The organism is Winslowiella toletana, from assembly GCF_032164335.1.
Taxonomy (GTDB): domain Bacteria; phylum Pseudomonadota; class Gammaproteobacteria; order Enterobacterales; family Enterobacteriaceae; genus Erwinia; species Erwinia toletana_A.
The window spans coordinates 1,463,156-1,484,974 of sequence record NZ_CP134152.1 but is presented as its reverse complement, the minus strand read 5'-3'; the positions used below and the strand labels follow the sequence as shown (position 1 = coordinate 1,484,974).

General features: G+C 51.8%; 18 protein-coding genes and 7 tRNA genes. 20 read left to right on the top strand and 5 right to left on the bottom strand.

The genetic code is table 11. The features are described from left to right. Positions 1 to 3 precede the first annotated feature (3 nt). A complete protein-coding gene (seqA, locus tag RIN69_RS06940; protein WP_313856439.1) occupies positions 4 to 546 on the bottom strand; it encodes a replication initiation negative regulator SeqA in 543 nt (180 codons plus the stop codon). Positions 547 to 809: 263 nt separating this feature from the next. Between seqA and ybfF the strand changes: the two genes are divergently transcribed. The 4 genes from ybfF to fur all read left to right on the top strand — a co-directional run bounded on the left by ybfF (position 810) and on the right by fur (position 3,557). Then, positions 810 to 1,574: an esterase gene (ybfF, locus tag RIN69_RS06935; RefSeq protein WP_313856438.1), complete on the top strand. Its 765-nt coding sequence runs from the start codon at positions 810 to 812 to the stop codon at positions 1,572 to 1,574. 210 nt (positions 1,575 to 1,784) lie between these two features. Next, positions 1,785 to 2,066, top strand: a complete 282-nt coding sequence (gene ybfE / locus RIN69_RS06930) for a LexA regulated protein (RefSeq protein ID WP_313856436.1) — start codon at positions 1,785 to 1,787, stop codon at positions 2,064 to 2,066. A gap of 153 nt (positions 2,067 to 2,219) precedes the next feature. After that, positions 2,220 to 2,750 carry a flavodoxin FldA gene (fldA, locus tag RIN69_RS06925; protein ID WP_313856434.1) on the top strand — a complete coding sequence of 177 codons (531 nt, stop codon included), beginning with the start codon at positions 2,220 to 2,222 and terminating at the stop codon, positions 2,748 to 2,750. A gap of 363 nt (positions 2,751 to 3,113) precedes the next feature. Beyond that, positions 3,114 to 3,557, top strand: a complete 444-nt coding sequence (gene fur / locus RIN69_RS06920; RefSeq protein WP_052899830.1) for a ferric iron uptake transcriptional regulator — start codon at positions 3,114 to 3,116, stop codon at positions 3,555 to 3,557. A gap of 63 nt (positions 3,558 to 3,620) precedes the next feature. Here the strand turns inward: fur and mtr are convergent, their stop codons facing one another. The 3 genes from mtr to nagE form a co-directional block, all read right to left on the bottom strand. Then, positions 3,621 to 4,868 carry a tryptophan permease gene (mtr, locus tag RIN69_RS06915; RefSeq protein WP_313856431.1) on the bottom strand — a complete coding sequence of 416 codons (1,248 nt, stop codon included), beginning with the start codon at positions 4,866 to 4,868 and terminating at the stop codon, positions 3,621 to 3,623. A 73-nt stretch (positions 4,869 to 4,941) separates the two neighbouring features. Continuing rightward, positions 4,942 to 6,609 carry a glutamine--tRNA ligase gene (gene glnS, locus RIN69_RS06910; RefSeq protein ID WP_313856430.1) on the bottom strand — a complete coding sequence of 556 codons (1,668 nt, stop codon included), beginning with the start codon at positions 6,607 to 6,609 and terminating at the stop codon, positions 4,942 to 4,944. A 188-nt stretch (positions 6,610 to 6,797) separates the two neighbouring features. Then, positions 6,798 to 8,837 (bottom strand): N-acetylglucosamine-specific PTS transporter subunit IIBC, encoded by a 2,040-nt coding sequence (nagE, locus tag RIN69_RS06905; RefSeq protein WP_313856429.1) that lies wholly within the window; start codon positions 8,835 to 8,837, stop codon positions 6,798 to 6,800. Positions 8,838 to 9,172: 335 nt separating this feature from the next. On the opposite strand from nagE, the gene nagB reads away from it, so the two are divergent. From nagB to RIN69_RS06845, 12 genes are all read left to right on the top strand, one after another. Further along, positions 9,173 to 9,973, top strand: a complete 801-nt coding sequence (gene nagB, locus RIN69_RS06900; protein ID WP_313856428.1) for a glucosamine-6-phosphate deaminase — start codon at positions 9,173 to 9,175, stop codon at positions 9,971 to 9,973. A gap of 97 nt (positions 9,974 to 10,070) precedes the next feature. Beyond that, positions 10,071 to 11,219: an N-acetylglucosamine-6-phosphate deacetylase gene (gene nagA, locus RIN69_RS06895; RefSeq protein ID WP_313856426.1), complete on the top strand. Its 1,149-nt coding sequence runs from the start codon at positions 10,071 to 10,073 to the stop codon at positions 11,217 to 11,219. 7 nt (positions 11,220 to 11,226) lie between these two features. After that, positions 11,227 to 12,447 (top strand): DNA-binding transcriptional regulator NagC, encoded by a 1,221-nt coding sequence (gene nagC, locus RIN69_RS06890; protein ID WP_313856424.1) that lies wholly within the window; start codon positions 11,227 to 11,229, stop codon positions 12,445 to 12,447. Positions 12,448 to 12,493: 46 nt separating this feature from the next. Next, a complete protein-coding gene (locus RIN69_RS06885; protein ID WP_313856423.1) occupies positions 12,494 to 13,246 on the top strand; it encodes an HAD-IIA family hydrolase in 753 nt (250 codons plus the stop codon). A gap of 273 nt (positions 13,247 to 13,519) precedes the next feature. After that, positions 13,520 to 15,187 carry an asparagine synthase B gene (gene asnB / locus RIN69_RS06880; protein ID WP_313856422.1) on the top strand — a complete coding sequence of 556 codons (1,668 nt, stop codon included), beginning with the start codon at positions 13,520 to 13,522 and terminating at the stop codon, positions 15,185 to 15,187. 219 nt (positions 15,188 to 15,406) lie between these two features. Beyond that, a tRNA-Met gene (locus RIN69_RS06875) sits at positions 15,407 to 15,483 on the top strand. Between the two features lie 11 nt (positions 15,484 to 15,494). Continuing rightward, positions 15,495 to 15,579 (top strand) — tRNA-Leu (locus tag RIN69_RS06870). 24 nt (positions 15,580 to 15,603) lie between these two features. Beyond that, positions 15,604 to 15,678 (top strand) — tRNA-Gln (locus RIN69_RS06865). A gap of 35 nt (positions 15,679 to 15,713) precedes the next feature. Then, positions 15,714 to 15,788 (top strand) — tRNA-Gln (locus RIN69_RS06860). A 49-nt stretch (positions 15,789 to 15,837) separates the two neighbouring features. Beyond that, positions 15,838 to 15,914, top strand: a tRNA-Met gene (locus tag RIN69_RS06855). A gap of 13 nt (positions 15,915 to 15,927) precedes the next feature. Then, positions 15,928 to 16,002 (top strand) — tRNA-Gln (locus tag RIN69_RS06850). A 41-nt stretch (positions 16,003 to 16,043) separates the two neighbouring features. Beyond that, positions 16,044 to 16,118 (top strand) — tRNA-Gln (locus RIN69_RS06845). A 124-nt stretch (positions 16,119 to 16,242) separates the two neighbouring features. Here RIN69_RS06845 and ubiF read toward each other — a convergent pair. Beyond that, on the bottom strand, positions 16,243 to 17,415 hold the full coding sequence (gene ubiF / locus RIN69_RS06840) for a 3-demethoxyubiquinol 3-hydroxylase (protein WP_313856421.1): 1,173 nt from the start codon (positions 17,413 to 17,415) through the stop codon (positions 16,243 to 16,245). Between the two features lie 228 nt (positions 17,416 to 17,643). Between ubiF and miaB the strand changes: the two genes are divergently transcribed. From miaB to corC, 4 genes are all read left to right on the top strand, one after another. Beyond that, on the top strand, positions 17,644 to 19,068 hold the full coding sequence (miaB, locus tag RIN69_RS06835) for a tRNA (N6-isopentenyl adenosine(37)-C2)-methylthiotransferase MiaB (protein WP_313856420.1): 1,425 nt from the start codon (positions 17,644 to 17,646) through the stop codon (positions 19,066 to 19,068). Positions 19,069 to 19,302: 234 nt separating this feature from the next. Continuing rightward, complete coding sequence (locus RIN69_RS06830; RefSeq protein ID WP_313856418.1) at positions 19,303 to 20,361, top strand: PhoH family protein; 1,059 nt, start codon at positions 19,303 to 19,305, stop codon at positions 20,359 to 20,361. Continuing rightward, positions 20,358 to 20,831: an rRNA maturation RNase YbeY gene (gene ybeY / locus RIN69_RS06825; RefSeq protein WP_313856417.1), complete on the top strand. Its 474-nt coding sequence runs from the start codon at positions 20,358 to 20,360 to the stop codon at positions 20,829 to 20,831. The genes RIN69_RS06830 and ybeY overlap by 4 nt, the downstream gene beginning before the upstream one ends. 107 nt (positions 20,832 to 20,938) lie before the next feature. Next, complete coding sequence (gene corC, locus RIN69_RS06820) at positions 20,939 to 21,817, top strand: CNNM family magnesium/cobalt transport protein CorC (protein ID WP_313856414.1); 879 nt, start codon at positions 20,939 to 20,941, stop codon at positions 21,815 to 21,817. The last annotated feature ends 2 nt before the right edge of the window (positions 21,818 to 21,819 follow it).

Genomic DNA, 21,819 nt, shown 5'->3' with positions numbered 1-21,819 from the left:
CAGTTAGATGGTGCCGCAAACCTTCTCTGTCAGCTCCGCCGGGAACTGCATCGACAACATGATGTGTTCAATCATGCTGCATTTGCGACCTGTATTAGTATTGGTAATCACCCAGTATGGCGTGCCGGGAACGTGCTTCGGCTTAGTGTGCGTGCCGTTCTGGATGAGAACTTGTTGATTGCCCGCAAAATAGACGCGAGTGCGACCGTGAAGTGACTCCGTCGCCTCGGCAAACGCTTTCGGATCCAGTGAATAGAGGGTCGACAAAATCAGCATAAAGCGATTAACCGCTCGCTTCTGCTCGGCATATTCATCGGACAGCAGCAGTTCACGCACGGCACGGACACGGTCCTGCGGGCGAGGTTCGGTTTTCACCACTGCGGCATCTTTCACCGGCAAGGTTTGCGGTGCTACTGCCGCTGGCGCGCTTTGACCAGCGGTAAACTTCAGCATACGCCGTAAAATATCAGATGCGCTCTCGCCAATGTGTTGAGTGTGGCTGGCAATATAGCGGTATAGCTCTTCGTCGACTTCAATCGTTTTCATCTTTATCCGTACGGTTATTGCGTTTTGCAGAACCGGTCCGATCTGGCCGCAGCCGTCAGCATAAACGTCTGCACAAATTGTGACCCGGCTCTAACATAAGGATTATAAAGTTAAATCTTGTGGCAGTGTAGCGCCAGCGCCCTTTGCAGGCAAAAGTCAGATAATGCCGCAAAAAGTTCGTTAACCGCGTTGCGCTTTCACCCGGCAAGAAACCTGAAATCCATGATAACCTAAGCTTTCGTTTCCACTGTAAGAACTTTGCCATGAATTTGAATGCTCGCCTGCAAACTGAACAATCTGTCGCTTCCTCCACGCCAATTCTGCTGATCCATGGGCTGTTTGGCAGCCTCGATAATTTGGGGGGGCTGGCACGCGGTCTGAAAACCGATCGTCCGATTTTGCAGGTTGACGTGCGTAATCATGGCTTGTCGCCGCGCAGTGAGCAGATGAATTATCGGCTGATGGCGCAGGATATGATCGATACGCTGGATGCACAGGGCATTGATAAGGTCGCGGTTATCGGCCATTCAATGGGTGGAAAAATTGCCATGACGCTCAGTGCGCTGGCACCGGAACGCATCGAGCAACTGGTGATGATCGATATCGCGCCGGTGGATTACCAGACGCGTCGCCATGACGCCATCTTTGCCGGGGTAAATGCGGTAACCGAAGCCGGTGTCACGTTACGCTCGCAGGCAGCTGACGTAATGCGCAGCCAGATTGATGAAGAAGGCGTGATTCAGTTTCTGTTGAAATCCTTTCATGAGGGCCAGTGGCGCTTTAACGTGCCGGCACTCTGGGACAATTACACCACGATTTCTGGCTGGGAAACCGTACCGGCCTGGCCACATCCGGCGCTGTTTATTCGCGGCGAACTCTCTCCTTATCTTGATGATATTCATCGTGATGCACTGCTCAGCCAATTCCCGCAGGCGCGTGCCCATGTGATTGCCGGAGCCGGACATTGGGTACATGCCGAAAAACCTGATGCTGTTTTACGCGCAATTCGCCGTTTTTTTGCGCTTTAAAAGCAAATAGTTGCTGACACAGTGAAATGATTGTCGCGACGACTTTCACTGGGGTATGATGGCGCGCTAAAATTTTGCCGCTGTACGCAATATCGACTCTCGGCAGTAGCGGGCCAGAAAAACGTTGCGAATATCCGGCGGCAAACCGGCTCATTTAGTCAAAACCCTTGGCGTTTTCAGACGCTGACGCTCATTCAGTATCACGATTCTATGGCAAAAGAGAATACGGACCGCACGACGATCGATCTGTTTGCAGATGAACGCCGCCCGGGCCGACCAAAAACCAATCCGCTTACGCGTGATGAACAGCTGCGCATCAATAAACGCAATCAGCTAAAACGCGACAAAGTTCGTGGGCTGCGCCGCGTCGAGCTGAAAATGAACAGCGACGCGGTTGATGCACTCAATCAGCTGGCTGAAGAGCGCAATATGAGCCGCAGCGAGCTGATTGAAGAGATGATTTTGTTGCAGCTTAACGCCACTGCGCTCTGACTCAGGCGAGGTCAGCTGCGGCTTTGAACGCACAATGCGACAAATCCGGCGGCATTTGAAGTTCCGCGCCCCGAGACTGTCTGCTATCATTGCCAGTAACTGACTATCTTTAGTATTCACTATATCATTAAGTTTCAAGAGGTTATTAGACTCATGGCAATCACAGGCATTTTCTTTGGCAGCGACACTGGCAATACGGAAAACATTGCAAAGATGATCCAAAAGCAACTGGGCAAAGATGTTGCAGATGTTCATGACATTGCCAAGAGCGCTAAAGAGGATCTTGAAGCTTATGATATCTTACTGCTCGGCATCCCAACCTGGTACTACGGTGAAGCGCAGTGCGACTGGGATGACTTCTTCCCAACGCTGGAAGAGATCGACTTCAATGGCAAGCTGGTCGCGCTGTTTGGCTGCGGCGATCAGGAAGATTATGCTGAATACTTCTGTGATGCGATGGGCACCATTCGCGATATTATCGAGCCAAATGGCGCGGTTATCGTCGGCCACTGGCCGACCGAAGGTTATCATTTTGAGGCATCAAAAGGCCTGGCCGATGATAAACACTTCCTCGGACTGGCGATTGACGAAGATCGCCAGCCAGAACTCACCAACGAGCGTGTTGAAAAGTGGGTTAAACAAATTTTTGATGAACTTCATTTAAAAGAAATCATCGAAGCTTAAGCTGTCTGGCTTATTGTGGGCGCTGGCTCACAATGAGCCAGTGGTTTTTCCTATAGAAATGATAGATACATATTTGTAACTTTTGACTGTAAATCTGTACAATACCCCCCCATCGGTCAGCCCGCTATTGACTCTTTTTTGAGAGTACAGGGTTTAGCAAAGTAGCCATAATGGGATAGGCTATGAGGCATGAACTTCTCACGGACGTAACTCCTTACATCCATCGGTAAGTTTAACGCCCTCCCTGCGGTTTTCATTTCGAAGCATGAGTTCTATAATGAGACGCAATTAGATTTAGCGTCGACCGATGTTCAGGGCTTTTCAGCCACATTGTGACTAGCAAAGTAACAGGACAATATCCGCATGACTGACAACAACACCGCATTAAAGAAGGCCGGCCTGAAAGTCACGCTTCCCCGACTGAAAATTCTGGAAGTGCTTCAGGAACCAGAGGGCCATCACGTCAGTGCGGAAGACTTGTACAAGCGCCTGATTGATTTGGGCGAAGAAATTGGTCTGGCGACGGTATATCGCGTTCTTAACCAGTTTGATGACGCGGGTATCGTTACCCGTCATAACTTTGAAGGCGGCAAGTCCGTTTTCGAACTTACGCAGCAGCATCATCACGATCATCTGATCTGCCTTGATTGTGGCAAAGTGATTGAGTTCAGTGATGAATCAATTGAAACGCGTCAGCGTGAAATCGCAACGCGTCACGGCATTAAGCTGACTAACCACAGCCTGTACCTCTATGGTCACTGCTCAACGGGTGACTGCCGCGAAGACGAAACGCTGCACGACAAATAAATTCTGCTTCGCAGAGTTTTAAACAAAACCGGTGACCCGTCACCGGTTTTTTTATGCCCAAATTTAGCGTGCGTAGACCGGCAACAAATTGGCGTAAGACAGTAAACTGACCACAATATTGATACCGCCAAACAGCAGCACCAGCATAATCGTCAGATGCCCGCCGGCCACCCGATAGGCGGCAGGCCCAAAACGCTGCCTGGCTTTAAATGCCAGCAGTGCCGGAGTGATTACCGCCCACAGCGTCGCCGCCAGCCCGGCATAGCCAATCGCATGCAGGAATCCATTTGGATAGATCAGGCTGGCTGTTAACGGAACCGCAAACGTCATCAGCGTAGTTTTCAGACGCCCCACGGCATTATTTGCCATGCCAAACAGATCGGCAAGGTAGTCAAACAGTCCGAGACTGACGCCCAAAAATGAGCTGGCAACGGCAAAATTGGAAAACAGTAGCAGCAGCACACTTAACCACGGGCTGCTAATCAGATCGCCAAAGGTCGCCACCAGCGCATCAATGTTGCCACCCGCCTGGGCTATATCGATAAATTTCGCGCGCTGAATATTGCCCATCGCACTGATTAACCAGACAAAGTAGATTGCCAGCGCGATCAGCGTGCCGTAAATCAGGCACTTTCTCACCTTAGCGGCATCCTGGCGGTAATAGCTGACCAGCCCGGAAATATTGCCATGATAACCAAACGATGCCAGACAGAATGGCAGCACCATAAAGATATAGGGAAAATAGCTTGCCCCACTCTGCTGGGTATTGAGCAGATTATCGACCTGCACATGCCACAGCAAACCGCCAAATGTCAGCAGAAAAGCGGCCAGTTTGGCGAACAGAAAGATAAAGGTCATTCTGCTGACCACTGCGGTGCCCAGCCAGATAAATACCGCTAACAGCAGAGTAAACAGAAATCCTGCCATCCGCTGTGATAACCACGGCAGCGCGCTGGCAAAAGTATGATGCAGGATTGAACCGCTGGCAGAGATATAGGCGTAGGTCAAAATCCCCAGCACAAACGCGATGGTAATGCCGTTAATCACATTCCACTTACTGCCCAGCAGATCGCGGGTTACCGTTGAAAAATTCGCGCCTTCCGGATAATGCTGGCTCGACTCCAGATACAGCAGCCCGGATAACAGCATGCAAAACCACGAGAACAGCAAAATCAACGTGGACCAGGAAAACCAAGCGCCAGACATCACGATCGGCAGAGAAAACATGCCTGCGCCAATAATTGTGCCGCTGATGATCATGGTTCCCCACATCACCGACGGTGCTTTTCGTCCTGAAATTATTTCAGCCATAAAAGAATTGTCGTCCATTGCAAATAAAAAAAACGCAGCTTTCAGGCTGCGTTTTTTACTGTCACGGCGAGATTTATCCGCCGATTTTCGCCCAGGTGTCGCGCAGGCCAACGGTACGGTTAAATACCAGCTTTGACCGGCTGGAGTAGCGACTGTCGGCACAGAAGTAGCCTTCACGTTCAAACTGATAAGGGCTGCTGGCTTCTGCCGCTTGCAGGCTCGGCTCAACAAAGCCCTGCTGAATCACCAGGGATTCCGGGTTGATGGTCGCGAGGAAATCTTCCGCGCCAGCCGGATTTGGCACGCTGAACAGGCGATCGTACAAGCGAAACTCCGCCGGTAACGCATGCACAGCAGACACCCAGTGGATCACCCCTTTCACCTTGCGGCCATCAGCCGGATCTTTGCTGAGGGTGTCGGTGTCGCAGGTGCAATACAGGCAAGTGATATTGCCCGCTTCATCTTTGGCCACGCGCTCGGCTTTAATCACGTAAGCATTACGCAGTCGCACTTCTTTGCCCAGCACCAGACGCTTGTACTGCTTGTTGGCTTCTTCGCGGAAGTCAGCACGATCGATGTAGATCTCGCGGCTGAACGGCACTTCGCGGCTGCCCATTTCCGGCTTATTCGGATGAGCAGGCATCGTCAGCAGCTCTTCATGACCGGCCGGCAAGTTTTCGATAACCACTTTCACCGGATCCAGCACCGCCATCGCACGCGGCGCATTTTCATTCAGATCGTCACGAATACAGGATTCCAGCGACGCCATCTCAACAATGTTATCCTGCTTAGTGATACCGATACGGCGGCAGAACTCACGAATCGAAGCGGCAGTGTAGCCACGACGACGCAGGCCAGAAACCGTCAGCATGCGCGGATCATCCCAGCCTTCCACCACGTTTTCGGTCACCAGCAGATTCAACTTACGCTTGGACATGATCGCGTATTCGAGATTCAGGCGTGAGAACTCGTACTGGCGCGGATGTACCGGAATGCTGATGTTATCCAGCACCCAGTCATACAGACGACGATTGTCCTGGAACTCCAGCGTACACAGCGAGTGGGTAATGCCTTCCAGCGCATCGGAAATGCAGTGGGTAAAGTCATACATCGGATAGATGCACCACTTATTGCCGGTCTGATGGTGTTCCGCAAATTTAATGCGATACAGTACCGGATCGCGCATCACGATAAAGTTAGACGCCATATCGATTTTGGCACGCAGACAGGCGCTACCTTCGGCAAATTCACCGTTACGCATTTTTTCAAACAGCGCCAGGTTTTCCTGCGGCGTACGGTCACGATACGGGCTGTTTTTGCCCGGCGAAGTCAGGGTGCCGCGATATTCACGGATCTGTTCTGGCGTCAGTTCATCAACATAGGCCAGGCCTTTATTGATCAGCTCAATCGCGTAGTTATGCAGTTGATCGAAATAGTCAGAGGAATAGCAAATTTCGCCGCTCCACTGGAAACCGAGCCATTGCACGTCATGCTTGATAGATTCAACAAACTCCAGGTCTTCTTTGACCGGGTTGGTGTCGTCGAAACGCAAGTTACATTGACCCTGATAATCTTGCGCGATGCCAAAGTTCAGGCAGATCGACTTTGCATGACCAATGTGCAGGTAGCCATTCGGCTCCGGCGGAAAACGGGTATGCACGCTGGCGTGCTTACCGGTCGCCAAATCTTCGTCAATAATCTGACGAATAAAGTTAGTTGGGCGGGCTTCTGCCTCACTCATCTCAATTTCCTCAACACAATATATGTCTGGTGATTTGTATCACGAAATAACGGAGTATGATCCACAAAGCAGAGAAGGGAAACAACCGTTAGTTTACGAATAACGTAAAAAAGGGCGGGAATTGCTTCCCGCCCTGCTCAGCCGCGATAACTCAGGCGGCGAATGCCCTGACGGCATTCGCCACTGAATCAGCTTTTAATTTCGAACAGTTTGGTTTCACCCGCCACCACGGAGCCGCTGGCTAACAGATTCACGCCGGCGAAGTCATCAATATTGCTGACCACTACCGGGCTGATCATTGAGCGTGCGTTGGCGTTGAGGAACTCAAGGTCCATCTCCAGCACCGGCTGACCGGCCGTGACGGTTGCCCCCTCTTCCACCAGACGGGTAAAGCCTTTACCGCCCAGCGCCACGGTGTCCAGCCCCATGTGCACCACGATCTCCACGCCATTGTCGGTTTCGAGACAGAAGGCATGATTGGTGTTAAAGATTTTAACGATCGTACCGGCAATCGGTGCCACCACAGTTTTGTCAGTCGGCTTAATCGCCAAACCGTCACCGACCGCTTTGCTGGCAAAGGCTTCGTCAGGCACCTGTTCAATCGCCACCACTTCACCGCTTACCGGCGCGACCAGCGTGGCAATAATGCCTTTTGCTGCGTTAGGTACCGCTTGTGGCTGTGCAGTTGGCATCACCGCTGCGCCTGATACTGCCGGAGCAGAAGCCGCAACCGGGCCTTTGGCTAATACGGTTTTCATCGCAGAGGCGATGCTTTCCGCACGCGTACCAACAATAATCTGCACGCTCTGTTTATTCAGACGAATCACACCCGAGGCGCCAAGGCGTTTGGCAACCGCATCGTTCACTTCAGCAGAATCTTTTACATTCAGACGTAAACGGGTAATACAGGCATCAATCCCAGTCAGGTTGTCAGAACCGCCCACTGAGCTGATGTAACGACGTGCCAGTGATTCAGTCTCTGATTCACCGTTATCACTGTGATCGACGTTAGTGTCATAACCATCCGTTTCATCTCCGGCCACTGACAGTTCACGGCCTGGGGTTAACAGATTGAATTTTTTGATGGTGAAACGAAACACCACATAGTAGATAACGAAGAACACCAGACCTTGTGGAATCAGCATATACCACTGGTTAGCCAGCGGGTTACGCGTTGACAGCACCATATCCACCAGGCCGGCGCTGAAGCCGAAGCCGGCAATCCAGTGCATGCTGGCGGCGATAAATACCGATATACCGGTCAGCACTGCGTGGAGGAAATACAGCACCGGTGCCACAAACATAAAGGAGAACTCAAGCGGCTCGGTAATACCAGTAAAGAAGGCAGCAAAGGCGGCGGCCATCATGATCCCGGCAACTTTCGCGCGATTTTCCGGACGTGAACAGTGATAAATTGCCAGCGCCGCACCCGGCAGACCGAACATCATAATCGGGAAGAAGCCCGCCTGATAACGGCCGGTAATACCGACGATACCTTTACCGCTTTCAATCGACTGCGCACCGCCAAGGAAGTTAGGAATATCGTTGATACCGGCAACGTCAAACCAGAACACCGAGTTCAGCGCATGATGCAGACCTACAGGAATCAAAATACGGTTAAAGAAGGCATAAATGCCCGCACCGGCAGATCCCAGCTTCTGAATGTGCTCACCAAAGTTGACCAGACCACCGAAAATGACCGGCCAGACATACATCAGGATAAATGCCACGAGGATCATCAGGAAGGAGACCAGAATCGGCACCAGACGACGTCCGCTGAAGAAAGAGAGAGCTTTTGGCAGTTCAACATGGCTGAAGCGGTTATACACTTCCGCCGAGATCACGCCGACCAGAATACCAATAAACTGGTTATCAATTTTGCCAAATGCCGCTGGCACCTGTTCAACCGGGATCTTTTGGATCATCGCCACTGCGGCGGGTGAACAGAGGGTGGTAACCACCAGGAAGCCAATAAAGCCGGTCAATGCCGCCGCCCCGTCTTTATCTTTCGACATGCCGTACGCCACACCAATGGCGAACAGTACCGGCATGTTATCTATAATTGCTGAACCTGATTTAATGAACAGGGCAGCCAACGCGTTACCTGCTCCCCAGCTATTTGGATCGATCCAGTATCCTACACCCATTAAAATTGCTGCAGCAGGTAGTGTGGCTACCGGCACCATCAGCGCCCGGCCTATTTTCTGCAAGTAACTTAAAATATTCACCTTTTCCCCCTCCGAGAGCCGACAAGGTCGCTAAAACTGTTTGGTATTATTATCACAATTCTCAGCTAACCTGATGACAGTACACATCACGATGCGAAGTGTAAAAAAAAATTAATTCGCTGCGCAAATTAAAACCGCTGTATATGTGATATTTATCACCAAATACCGCATATTTTCCTCAATGCGGCTGGCTATGGCCGCAAACTTATTTTATGATCCGAATTATCAAGGCGGTTTTTTTCCTCTGCCGTTATCGCTAAGTCGCGTTACGATTAGTGTTATCAGCTGAAAGGCCGTCTTCAATCTGATTCAATTCTGCTTAAATGAGGTGAAACATGAGACTGATTCCACTGGCAACCGCTGGGCAAGTAGGCAAATGGGCCGCGCGTCATATCGTCAACCGCATCAATGCATTCAAACCTACGGCAGATCGCCCATTTGTTTTAGGCCTTCCTACCGGCGGCACCCCGCTGGAAGCCTATAAACATTTAATCGAGATGCATAAAGCGGGCCAGGTTAGCTTTAAACATGTTGTCACCTTTAACATGGACGAATACGTCGGCCTGCCAAAAGAGCATCCGGAAAGCTACCACAGTTTTATGTTTCGTAATTTCTTTGATCACGTTGATATCCCTCATGAAAATATCAACCTGCTCAATGGTAATGCCGAGGATATTGACGCAGAATGTCGCCAGTATGAAGAAAAGATTCGCGCTTATGGCAAAATTCACCTGTTTATGGGTGGCGTAGGCAACGATGGTCACATCGCGTTTAACGAACCCGCGTCTTCGCTGGCATCCCGCACCCGCATTAAAACGCTGACGCATGAAACGCGCCTGGCGAATTCCCGCTTCTTCGATGGCGATGTTGATCAGGTGCCTAAATATGCGCTGACAGTGGGCGTTGGTACGCTGCTGGATGCAGAAGAAGTGATGATTCTGGTTATCGGCCACGTCAAAGCGCAGGCATTGCAGGCCGCGGTGGAAGGTAACGTTAATCATATGTGGACCATCAGCTGCCTGCAGCTGCATGCGAAATCCGTGGTGGTTTGTGATGAACCTTCGACCATGGAACTGAAAGTGAAAACCGTGAAATATTTCCGCGAAATGGAAGCGGAAAATATGAAAGGTCTGTAGTCGCTGTCTGACGTTTATCATCAACAGAGTAAGGCGCGGAAAGGCTCCGCGCCGGAAATAACCAGTTATTTAGTCAGCATAATGCCGGGAGATAATTATGTACGCATTAACCCAGGGCCGCATTTATACCGGCCATGAAATCCTTGACGATCATGCAGTAGTCATTGCTGATGGCCTGATTGAGCGTGTCTGCCCGCTGGCGGAACTCCCTGCCGGCATTGCCACGCGCGACGTCAAGGGCGCGATTATTGCCCCCGGCTTTATTGACGTGCAGCTTAACGGCTGTGGCGGCGTACAGTTTAATGACGACATCAATGCTATCAGTGTTGAAACGCTGAATATTATGCAGCGCGCCAATGAAAAATCAGGCTGCACCAGCTTTTTACCTACCTTGATCACCAGCAGCGACGAGTTGATGACGCGTGCGGTGGAAGTCATGCGCGCTTATCTGGCGCAGAATGCCCATCAGGCACTGGGCCTGCACCTGGAAGGCCCGTGGCTAAGTGTCGCCAAAAAAGGCACCCACGATCCGGCGCTAATTCGCCAGCCCGATCCAGCACTGGTTAATTTCCTCTGTGAAAATGCCGATGTAATAACTAAAGTTACGCTGGCACCGGAAGTGGCAGGCAGCGAGGTTATTCGTCAGCTGCAAGCAGCCGGCATTATTGTTTCTGCCGGTCACTCGCATGCCACTTATCAGGAAGCAAGAAACGGCATTACCGCTGGCATCAGCTTTGCCACCCATCTGTATAACGCCATGCCAACTCTGACTGGCCGTGAGCCTGGCCTGATTGGCGCACTGTTTGATTCACCGGATGTTTACTGCGGTATTATTGCCGATGGTTTACATGTTCATTACGCTAATGTGCGCAATGCCAAACGCATTAAAGGCGACAAGCTGGTGCTGGTCACCGACGCTACCGCGCCAGCGGGTGCGACCATTGATCAGTTCATTTTTGCAGGCAAAACAATATACTATCGTAACGGGCTGTGTGTTGATGAAAACGGTACGCTCAGTGGTTCTGCATTAACTATGATTGAAGCAGTCGAGAACTGCGTCGAACATGCCGGTATTTCACTGGATGAAACCCTGAGAATGGCAACGCTCTATCCAGCCCGGGCAATGGGCGTGGACAAGCAGTTAGGTTCTGTTGAAGCAGGAAAAGTAGCAAACCTGACTGTTTTCACCCGCGATTATAAAATTATCCAGACTATCGTTAATGGTGACGAAGTCCTAAGCGAGTAATCACTGAATGACCACTGGCGGCCAGGCACAAATAGGAAATGTCGATCTCGTAAAGCAACTGAACAGCGCAGCCGTCTACCGGCTGATTGACCAGCAGGGTCCAATCTCGCGCATCAAGATCGCCGAACTCAGCCAGCTTGCTCCCGCCAGCGTCACTAAAATTACCCGCCAGCTTATTGAGCGCGGGTTGATTAAAGAGGTCGACCAACAGGCCTCTACCGGTGGTCGTCGCGCCATCTCCATTGTCACGGAAACCCGGGGCTTTAATACCATCGGCGTGCGGCTTGGCCGCAATGATGCCACCCTGACGCTGTACGATTTAAGCGGCAAATCCCTTGCTGAAGAGCACTATCCGTTACCGGAACGCACCCAGGAAACGCTGGAAAATGCGCTGTTTACCGCCATCGAAAACTTCTGTGAGCAGCATCAGCGTAAACTGCGCGAGCTGATTGCCATTTCGGTGATTTTGCCCGGGCTGGTCGATCCGAATAACGGTGTTATTCGCTATATGCCGCATATCAATGTCTGTAACTGGCAGCTGGTTGTGCAACTGGAAAAACGTTTCAACGTCACCAGTTTTGTCGGCCACGATATTCGCAGCCTGGCGCTGGCTGAGCACTACTTTGGTGCATCGCGCGACTGCGCCGACTCTATTCTGGTGCGCCTACATCGCGGTACCGGTGCCGGTATTATCACCAATGGTCAAATTTTCCTCGGCAGCAATGGTAACGTCGGCGAAATTGGCCATATTCAGGTCGACCCGTTGGGTGAGCGCTGCCATTGCGGCAATTTTGGCTGCCTGGAAACCATTGCCGCCAATGGCGCGATTGAAAATCGGGTGCGCCACCTGCTAACGCAAGGTTATCCAAGCTCCCTGACGCTTAACGACTGCCAGATCCAGCAAATCTGTAAAGCCGCTAACCGCGGCGATGCGCTGGCCTGCGAGGTGATTGAGCATGTCGGTCGCTACTTAGGTAAAGCGATTGCTATCGCCATTAACCTGTTTAATCCGCAAAAAGTGGTGATCGCCGGTGAAATTACCGAAGCCGGGAAAGTACTGCTGCCGGCGATAGAAGCCTGCATCAATACCCAGGTACTGAAAGCCTTCCGCAAAAATCTACCGGTAGTGCGCTCGGAAATCGACCACAGTTCTGCCATCGGCGCCTTTGCGCTGGCCAAACGCGCAATGCTAAACGGCATTCTGCTGCAACGTTTGCTGGAAGTGTAATACCTCAGCCAGCCTGGTGCTGGCTTACCCCCTACGGATAAGCGTAATGACCTTAAAAAATGTGATTTGTGATATTGATGGCGTGCTGATGCACGACAACACCGCCGTTCCTGGCGCCAATGAATTTCTCAATCGCGTGCTGGAAAACGGCATGCCGTTGGTGGTACTGACTAACTACCCTTCCCAGACCGCCCAGGATCTGGCCAACCGCTTTGCCTCAGCCGGGATTGATGTGCCGGACAGCGTGTTTTACACCTCGGCAATGGCGACAGCGGACTTTTTACGGCGTCAGGATGGCAAGAAAGCTTATGTGGTTGGCGAAGGCGCACTGATCCACGAGCTGTACAAAGCCGGTTTCACCATTACGGATATTAATCCTGACTTTGTTATCGTTGGTGAGACGCGCTCGTTTAACTGGGAGATGATGCACAAAGCAGCTTTCTTTGTGGCCAACGGCGCACGCTTTATTGCCACTAACCCTGACACTCACGGTCGCGGCTTCTATCCGGCCTGTGGTGCGCTCTGCGCCGGTATAGAGAAAATCTCTGGCCGTAAGCCGTTCTATGTTGGCAAGCCAAGCCCATGGATTATTCGTGCGGCGCTGAACAAGATGCAGGGGCACTCTGAGGATACCGTGATTGTCGGCGATAACCTGCGCACTGATATTCTGGCTGGCTTCCAGGCCGGTCTGGAGACCATCCTGGTGCTCTCCGGCGTCTCGACCTTAAGTGATATCGATGCGATGCCTTTCCGTCCGACGTGGATTTATCCGTCGGTAGCGGATATCGATATTATCTGAACTCAGTAAGCCCGGCAGCGCCGGGCTTTTTATTGTCCATTCGCCGCCTGTTTTTTACGCACTTTTATCGCCATATTGACGAATCGACAATAAAAACCGCTTAAAACTGATAATCCATCAAAGATCTTCGCAAGCAAGCAAACAATTTCTCAAGTAATCGCTAAAATGCTTGATTGAAGTCCAGATTTAGCGCATTTTCTTATCCATCGGGCAGCAAAAGTGCTGCATAAATAAAATCATTACTGCCAGGGTTAGCCGTTAGGGAGCGTTACTATGTGTTCTATTTTTGGTGTGCTGGATCTGAAAACCGATCCTGTTGAGTTGCGTAAGAAAGCACTGGAGCTTTCGCGTCTGATGCGTCATCGCGGTCCGGACTGGTCTGGCGTTTACGCCGATGACAATGCCATTCTGTCCCATGAGCGTCTCTCAATTGTTGACGTTAACAACGGCGCACAGCCGCTGTATAACGCCGCTCACACCCACGTACTGGCAGTTAACGGCGAAATCTACAACCATCAGGCGCTGCGTGCCGAACTGAGCGATCGCTACGAGTTTCAGACCGATTCTGACTGTGAAGTGATTCTGGCGCTGTATCAGGAAAAAGGCATCGATTTCCTCGACGATCTGCAAGGTATGTTTGCCTTTATCCTGTATGACAGTGTGAAAAACACTTACCTGATTGGCCGCGACCATATCGGCATCATCCCTCTGTATATGGGTAACGATGAGCACGGTAACCTGTTTGTTGCTTCTGAAATGAAAGCGCTGGTGCCGGTGTGCCGCAGCATCAAAGAATTCCCACCGGGAAGCTACCTGTCGAGCGAAGATGGCGAGATCCGTCGTTACTGGCAGCGTGACTGGTTCGATTATGAAGCAGTGGAGCACAACACCACCGATGCTACCGCGCTGAAAAACGCGCTGGAAGAGTCAGTGAAAAGCCATCTGATGTCTGATGTGCCTTATGGCGTACTGCTTTCAGGCGGCCTGGACTCATCGATTATCTCGGCAGTGACCAAGCGTTATGCCGCGAAACGCGTTGAAGATCAGGATAAAAGCGAAGCCTGGTGGCCGCAGCTGCACTCATTTGCTGTTGGTCTGGAAGGCTCGCCGGATCTCAAAGCGGCTAAATCCGTCGCTGACCATCTCGGCACCGTGCACCATGAAATTCATTTCACCGTGCAGGAAGGCCTCGATGCCATCCGTGATGTGATTTATCACATTGAAACTTACGACGTCACCACCATCCGCGCTTCTACGCCGATGTATCTTATGTCACGTAAGATTAAAGCGATGGGCATCAAAATGGTGCTGTCAGGCGAAGGTGCAGACGAAGTGTTTGGCGGTTATCTCTATTTCCATAAAGCGCCGAATGCCAAAGAGTTCCACGAAGAAAACGTGCGTAAGCTGCTGGCACTGCATATGTTCGACTGTGCGCGTGCTAACAAAGCGATGTCCGCATGGGGTGTTGAAGCTCGCGTGCCATTCCTCGATAAGAAATTCCTCGACGTGGCGATGCGCATCAACCCGCAGGATAAAATGTGTGGTCCAAACGGTAAAATGGAAAAACATATTCTGCGTGAATGTTTCTCATCTTACCTGCCTGAGAGTGTGGCATGGCGTCAGAAAGAGCAGTTCTCTGATGGCGTAGGTTACAGCTGGATTGATACGCTGAAAGAAGTGGCTGCGCAGCAGGTCACCGACCAACAGCTGCAGACGGCGCACTTCCGCTTCCCGTACAACACGCCATCGTCGAAAGAAGGCTACCTGTACCGTGAAATCTTTGAAGAGCTGTTCCCGCTGCCAAGCGCCGCTGAATGCGTACCAGGTGGCCCTTCTGTCGCTTGCTCATCCGCTAAAGCGATTGAGTGGGATGAGTCATTCAAAAACATGAATGATCCGTCAGGACGTGCTGTCGGTGTGCACGCTTCCGCGTACAAATAAGCAATTGTTTACATGATTAAAAACGGGCCGTCTGCGGCCCGTTTTTATTCGCTACCAGCATCTGTCAACCTAAAAACGCTGCCTTTATCATCAAACTGGTTACAACCCAGACAAACGAAGCGTTTCAGGTGAAAAACGTCAAAAAAGATGTTGACGCTTTCGGGCCACTTACGCATAATGCGCCCCGCAACGCCGATGAAGGTAACGCGAAAAAAAGATGGCTACTTAGCTCAGCTGGTTAGAGCACAGCACTCATAATGCTGGGGTCACAGGTTCGATTCCCGTAGTAGCCACCATCTTTTTTTTAGCGGGAGTGGCGAAATTGGTAGACGCACCAGATTTAGGTTCTGGCGCCGCAAGGTGTGCGAGTTCAAGTCTCGCCTCCCGCACCATTTCCATCAGCGACGTTGTACGGATGGGGTATCGCCAAGCGGTAAGGCACCGGTTTTTGATACCGGCATTCCCTGGTTCGAATCCAGGTACCCCAGCCACAAACTGATTTATCACGGACTCGTGGTACGGATATTGGGATATCGCCAAGCGGTAAGGCACCGGTTTTTGATACCGGCATTCCCTGGTTCGAATCCAGGTATCCCAGCCAAATCAGTTTGGTAGTAAAGTGTAGTGAGAAAATGTAATTGCAACAGAAAGGCTACTTAGCTCAGCTGGTTAGAGCACAGCACTCATAATGCTGGGGTCACAGGTTCGATTCCCGTAGTAGCCACCATTTTCTAAAAATTTGGGGTGTCGCCAAGCGGTAAGGCTCTGGTTTCTGATACCAGCATTCCGGGGTTCGAATCCCTGCACCCCAGCCAAATTTTAAGACGATTTGTTTTACAGATCGCACCCAAGCTTTTGGGGTGTCGCCAAGCGGTAAGGCACTGGTTTCTGATACCAGCATTCCGGGGTTCGAATCCCTGCACCCCAGCCAAGCAAGTAAAAAAGCCCGCTTCTGCGGGCTTTTTTGCGTCTGTCGTTCGCCTTCCGTATCAATGTCTGGCACCCTGCATATCGTCAGGACGGGAGCCAAAAACGGCTCCCCTGCATGCTCAGATCTATAATCCCAATGCGTAACGCAATGCCTGCCGTTTTAACACGCCGGAATGCTGGGCGGCAATCAACCCCAGATTGCGAATCACCTTCAGTGGACCAAGCTGATTGCTGAAAGTGAAGTAAAACAGATCCATGCCGCTCTGCATCAATAAATTATCTTTCTGGCGTTTACGCTGATAGCGCTGCAACACATGGCGCGAACTCCAGTTTTCCGCCTGATTGCGCGCCTCGGTCAGCACGTCAATCAAGGCATCAACATCGCGATAGCCAAGATTCACGCCCTGCCCCGCCAGCGGATTAATGGTGTGTGCCGCATCGCCCACCAGTGCTAAACCGTCAATCACGTAGTGGGTGGCGTGACGGCGCACCAGCGGGAAGGAACCGGCGGCCACTGCGCTAAAGCGTCCTAAGCGCGCCGGGAAGTTGGCCTGAATCTCTTTTTGCAGCTGTGCCATCGGCATCGCCTGTAACTGCCGGATACGCGCCGGTGCGTCATACCACACCAGCGACGCCCAGTTATCAAACAGCGGCAAAAAGGCACGCGGGCCCTGAGGAGTAAACTGCTGCCAGGTGGTATCCCCGGCCGGATGTTCGCAACGAATACTGATTAACATACAGGACTGACTGTAGTTCCAGCCGTGAATGCCAATACCCGCCAGCTGACGCACCCGCGAATTTGCGCCATCAGCACCCACCACCAGCCGTGCGGAAAGCTGCTGCTGGTTATCCAGCGTTACCGTCCAGCCACCGTTGCGTTGCTCGATACTTTTCAGGCTGGCCGGACAGAGTAAAGTCACATCCTGCTGCTGCAGGCGCTGCCATAATGCGCGCTGTAACACCCGGTTTTCCACCATAAAGCCCAGCTCGGGTAACCCCAGCGAAGCGGCATCAAAAGTCACACTGGCGGTTTGCCACTCCCAGGTTTCCAGCTGACGGTAGGCAGCGGAACGCATCTGTTCAACAGCAGGCCATGCCTCAAGCTGTTTCAACAAATCCACTGACGCACTGCCAATCGCAGAAATTCTCACATCAGGGTCACTTTGCGCATCAAATTCCGCCGGCTGTTCCTGCTCCAGCACCGCAATGGAAAATCCTTGCTGCGCCAGACCGCTGGCCAGCGCTGCGCCCACCATGCCGCCACCAACCACCACGACATCAAAATGTGTATCTTGCATATTATTATCCTTAATGCGGCCGGGAATGCTGGCCGTTAAGTCAGAAAGCGCTTTCGCTAAAGTGTACCGGATTTTGCGGCGACAAACAGAATCGCCCTTCACCACGACCATAATTCGCCCAGTGGCCAGCATCCCCCATCAGTTTGAAAGGGTATGCTGGTCACAACAGCATCAAAGCATTACAATACGTGCCCTGCACTCCCTTCCGCATTGAGTAATGGCATGTCGATGACAAAAAAACTGCATATTAAAACCTGGGGCTGTCAGATGAACGAGTACGATTCATCGAAGATGGCTGACCTGCTGGAAACGACTCACGGCTACACCCTCACTGAGGTGGCTGAAGAGGCCGATATTCTGCTGTTGAATACCTGCTCGATCCGCGAAAAAGCGCAGGAGAAAGTCTTTCATCAGTTGGGCCGCTGGAAAACGTTGAAAGAGAGCAATCCCGAGCTGATTATTGGCGTCGGTGGCTGCGTGGCATCGCAGGAAGGGGACCATATTCGTCAGCGCGCGCACTACGTCGATATCGTTTTCGGCCCGCAAACGCTGCATCGTCTGCCGGAAATGATTAACACCGTGCGCGGTTCAAAAAGCCCGGTAGTGGACATCAGCTTCCCGGAGATTGAGAAATTCGATCGCCTGCCGGAGCCGAAAGCAGATGGCCCCAGCGCATTCGTGTCGATCATGGAAGGCTGCAATAAATACTGTACATTCTGCGTGGTGCCCTACACCCGTGGTGAAGAAGTCAGCCGTCCATGCGACGATATTCTGTTTGAAATCGCCCAGTTGGCCGCGCAGGGTGTGCGCGAAGTGAATCTGCTGGGTCAGAACGTCAATGCCTATCGCGGTATGACGTTCGACAATGAAATCTGCACCTTCGCCGATCTGCTGCGTCTGGTTGCGGCGATTGATGGTATTGACCGCATCCGCTTTACCACCAGCCACCCGATCGAGTTCACCGATGACATAATTGAAGTTTATCGTGATACGCCGGAGCTGGTCAGCTTCCTGCACTTGCCGGTACAGAGCGGTGCCGACCGCATTCTGACGCTGATGAAACGCGCACACACCGCACTGGAATATAAAGCGATCATTCGCAAAGTGGTTGCGGCACGCCCTAATATCCAGATCAGCTCTGACTTTATTATCGGCTTCCCGGGCGAAACTCAGGCCGATTTTGAACAGACGATGAAGCTGATTGCCGATGTCAACTTTGATGTCAGCTACAGCTTTATCTACTCTGCCCGTCCGGGAACGCCAGCCGCTGATCTGCCGGACGATGTGCCAGACGAAGAGAAAAAGCAGCGCCTGTACATTTTGCAGGATCGCATTAACCAGCAGGCCATGGCGTGGAGCCGTCGTATGCTGGGTACCGTACAGCGTATTCTGGTGGAAGGCACCTCACGTAAAAACGTGATGGAGCTGTCAGGCCGCACCGAGAACAACCGCGTGGTGAACTTTGAGGGCACCCCGGAGATGATCGGTAAATTTGTTGATGTCGAAATCGTTGATGTCTATACCAACTCGCTACGCGGCAAAGTCGTGCGCACCGAAGATCAGCTGGGACTGCGTGTAGTTGAAAGTCCGGCTTCGGTGATTGCGCGTACGCGTAAAGAAAACGAGCTGGGCGTAGGCACCTTCCAGCCTTGATTCCCCGACGATACTGCGGCGAGCGTTCCGGCTCGCCGCGCAATTTCACCCCGTTGCTCTTGCTTTCTGAAAGCAGCGCCCAAATATCTGCTCTCTCGCTTGCGACATTTTGCACGGGCATAAATAATTCATGTAATGGCGCTGACCCGATCGGTCAGTTATCCGGCATTGCCGGTCAGCAAGCTATTGTACCTCAATCCCTGTAACTGGCCCTGAGCGACCCAAAGGATTAGTTTGAATATCGAAACTCGCGAAATAGTGTTAGAACCCGCCGACAATCGCCGGTTACTCAGCCTGTGCGGTCCGTTTGACGATAACATCAAGCAACTGGAACGTCGGTTGGGCATTGAGATCAACCGCCGCGACAATGCCTTTAAACTGGTTGGCCGCGCGCTCTCGGTTAATGCTGCTGCCGACATCCTACGTGATTTGTACGTCGATACCGCGCCGGTACGCGGCAACAGTGCCGATATTGATCCCGAGCAGATTCATCTGGCAATCAAAGAGAGCCGGGTGCTGGAACAGACCGCCGACAGCGTGCCTGAATTTGGCAAAGCCGTGAATATCAAGACCAAGCGTGGCGTGATTAAACCACGTACGCCAAACCAGGCGCAGTACATCGCCAATATTCTTGATAACGACATCACCTTCGGCGTTGGCCCGGCTGGTACCGGTAAAACCTATCTGGCGGTTGCCGCTGCGGTAGATGCACTGGAGCGCCAGGAGATCCGTCGTATTCTGCTGACGCGTCCGGCGGTCGAAGCCGGTGAAAAACTTGGCTTCCTGCCGGGCGATCTCAGCCAGAAAGTCGACCCTTATCTGCGTCCGCTGTATGACGCCCTGTTCGAGATGCTGGGCTTTGAACGCGTAGAGAAGCTAATGGAGCGCAACGTGATTGAAGTTGCGCCGCTGGCTTATATGCGCGGCCGCACCCTTAACGATGCGTTTATCATTCTTGATGAAAGTCAGAACACCACCATCGAGCAGATGAAAATGTTTCTGACGCGTATCGGCTTCAACTCGAAAGCAGTGATCACCGGCGACGTGACGCAAATCGATCTGCCGCGCAACCTGAAATCAGGCCTGCGCCATGCGATTGAAGTATTATCTGATGTAGAAGAGATCAGCTTTAACTTCTTCCACAGCGAAGACGTGGTGCGCCACCCGGTGGTTGCCCGTATCGTGGTCGCCTATGAGGCATGGGAAGCAGCAGATCAGAAACGCCGCGATGCACAGGCCGAAGAGCGTAAACGCGAAGCCCTTGCCGCACAAGCTGCCCAGGAGCAGAAATGAGTGAAGTGATTCTCGACCTGCAAATCGCCAGCGAGTCTGACGAAGGTTTACCGCAGGAGGCTGATTTTCAGCACTGGCTGGAAGCGGTTTTACCCCAGTTCCAGCCAGAAAGTGAAGTGACCATCCGCATCGTCGACGAAGCGGAAAGTCACGAGCTGAATATGACTTATCGTGGTAAAGATAAGCCAACTAACGTGCTGTCATTTCCGTTCGAAGCACCACCCGGTATCGAGCTGCCGCTGCTGGGCGATCTGATTATTTGTCGTCAGGTTGTGGAGCAGGAAGCCGTCGAGCAACAGAAGGCGCTGCTGGCGCACTGGGCACATATGGTGATTCATGGCAGCCTGCATTTACTGGGCTATGATCACATCGAAGATGATGAAGCCGAAGAGATGGAATCACTGGAAACCGAGATAATGCTTGCTCTTGGTTATCCCGATCCGTACATTTCGGAGAAAGAAGAGCCGTAATGGCAACCGACAGCCGATTTCTGCTGCCGGCTTCTGCAATATTACACTGCTGTCAGCGCAGCGCTGACAGTCCGATCCCCTGTTAGAGAGACCTTAACAAAAACGCCATGAGCGACGACCATTCACAAAACAGCGACAGTCCCAGTAGTAAAAAGGGATTCTTTACCCTTCTTCTCAATCAGCTTTTTCACGGCGAGCCCAAAAACCGTGATGACTTGCTGGAACTGATTCGCGACTCTGAACAGAACGAACTGATCGATCCCGATACCCGTGACATGCTGGAAGGCGTGATGGATATTGCGGAGCAGCGCGTTCGCGACATTATGATCCCGCGTTCACAGATGGTGACGTTAAAACGTAACCAGTCACTTGAGGAATGCCTTGCCGTTATTATCGAATCCGCACACTCGCGTTTTCCGGTAATCAGCGAGGATAAAGATCATATTGAAGGGATTCTGATGGCTAAAGATTTGCTGCCGTTTATGAGCAGTGGATCTGAACCATTCAGCATGGAAAAAGTATTACGCCCGGCGGTGGTGGTACCGGAAAGTAAGCGTGTTGACCGCATGCTGAAAGAGTTCCGTTCCCAGCGCTACCATATGGCAATTGTGATTGACGAATTTGGCGGTGTTTCAGGTCTGGTCACTATCGAAGATATCCTCGAGCTGATCGTCGGCGAAATTGAAGATGAATATGACGATGAAGAAGATCGTGATATCCGTCAGCTCAGCCGTCACACCTACACCATCCGCGCACTGACGCCGATTGAAGACTTCAATGAAGTGTTTGAAACCAACTTCAGCGATGAAGAAGTCGACACCATTGGCGGCCTGGTAATGCAAGGATTTGGTCATCTGCCGGCACGCGGTGAAAGCATCGACATTGATGGTTATCAGTTCAAGGTTGCTATGGCTGACAGTCGACGCATCATTCAGGTCCACGTTACAATTCCGGATAATTCGCCGCAACCACAACTGGAAGAATAATT

Bases quoted from the DNA above. Each gene is read 5' to 3' on its own strand.
- ybeY (WP_313856417.1), top strand. From the start codon at position 20,358: ATGAGTGAAGTGATTCTCGACCTGCAAATCGCCAGCGAGTCTGACGAA.
- ybfF (WP_313856438.1), top strand. From the start codon at position 810: ATGAATTTGAATGCTCGCCTGCAAACTGAACAATCTGTCGCTTCCTCC.
- ybfE (WP_313856436.1), top strand. From the start codon at position 1,785: ATGGCAAAAGAGAATACGGACCGCACGACGATCGATCTGTTTGCAGAT.
- mtr (WP_313856431.1), bottom strand. From the start codon at position 4,868: ATGGCTGAAATAATTTCAGGACGAAAAGCACCGTCGGTGATGTGGGGA.
- nagC (WP_313856424.1), top strand. From the start codon at position 11,227: ATGACCACTGGCGGCCAGGCACAAATAGGAAATGTCGATCTCGTAAAG.
- fldA (WP_313856434.1), top strand. From the start codon at position 2,220: ATGGCAATCACAGGCATTTTCTTTGGCAGCGACACTGGCAATACGGAA.
- RIN69_RS06885 (WP_313856423.1), top strand. From the start codon at position 12,494: ATGACCTTAAAAAATGTGATTTGTGATATTGATGGCGTGCTGATGCAC.
- seqA (WP_313856439.1), bottom strand. From the start codon at position 546: ATGAAAACGATTGAAGTCGACGAAGAGCTATACCGCTATATTGCCAGC.
- ubiF (WP_313856421.1), bottom strand. From the start codon at position 17,415: ATGCAAGATACACATTTTGATGTCGTGGTGGTTGGTGGCGGCATGGTG.
- miaB (WP_313856420.1), top strand. From the start codon at position 17,644: ATGACAAAAAAACTGCATATTAAAACCTGGGGCTGTCAGATGAACGAG.
- glnS (WP_313856430.1), bottom strand. From the start codon at position 6,609: ATGAGTGAGGCAGAAGCCCGCCCAACTAACTTTATTCGTCAGATTATT.
- asnB (WP_313856422.1), top strand. From the start codon at position 13,520: ATGTGTTCTATTTTTGGTGTGCTGGATCTGAAAACCGATCCTGTTGAG.
- fur (WP_052899830.1), top strand. From the start codon at position 3,114: ATGACTGACAACAACACCGCATTAAAGAAGGCCGGCCTGAAAGTCACG.
- corC (WP_313856414.1), top strand. From the start codon at position 20,939: ATGAGCGACGACCATTCACAAAACAGCGACAGTCCCAGTAGTAAAAAG.
- nagB (WP_313856428.1), top strand. From the start codon at position 9,173: ATGAGACTGATTCCACTGGCAACCGCTGGGCAAGTAGGCAAATGGGCC.
- nagA (WP_313856426.1), top strand. From the start codon at position 10,071: ATGTACGCATTAACCCAGGGCCGCATTTATACCGGCCATGAAATCCTT.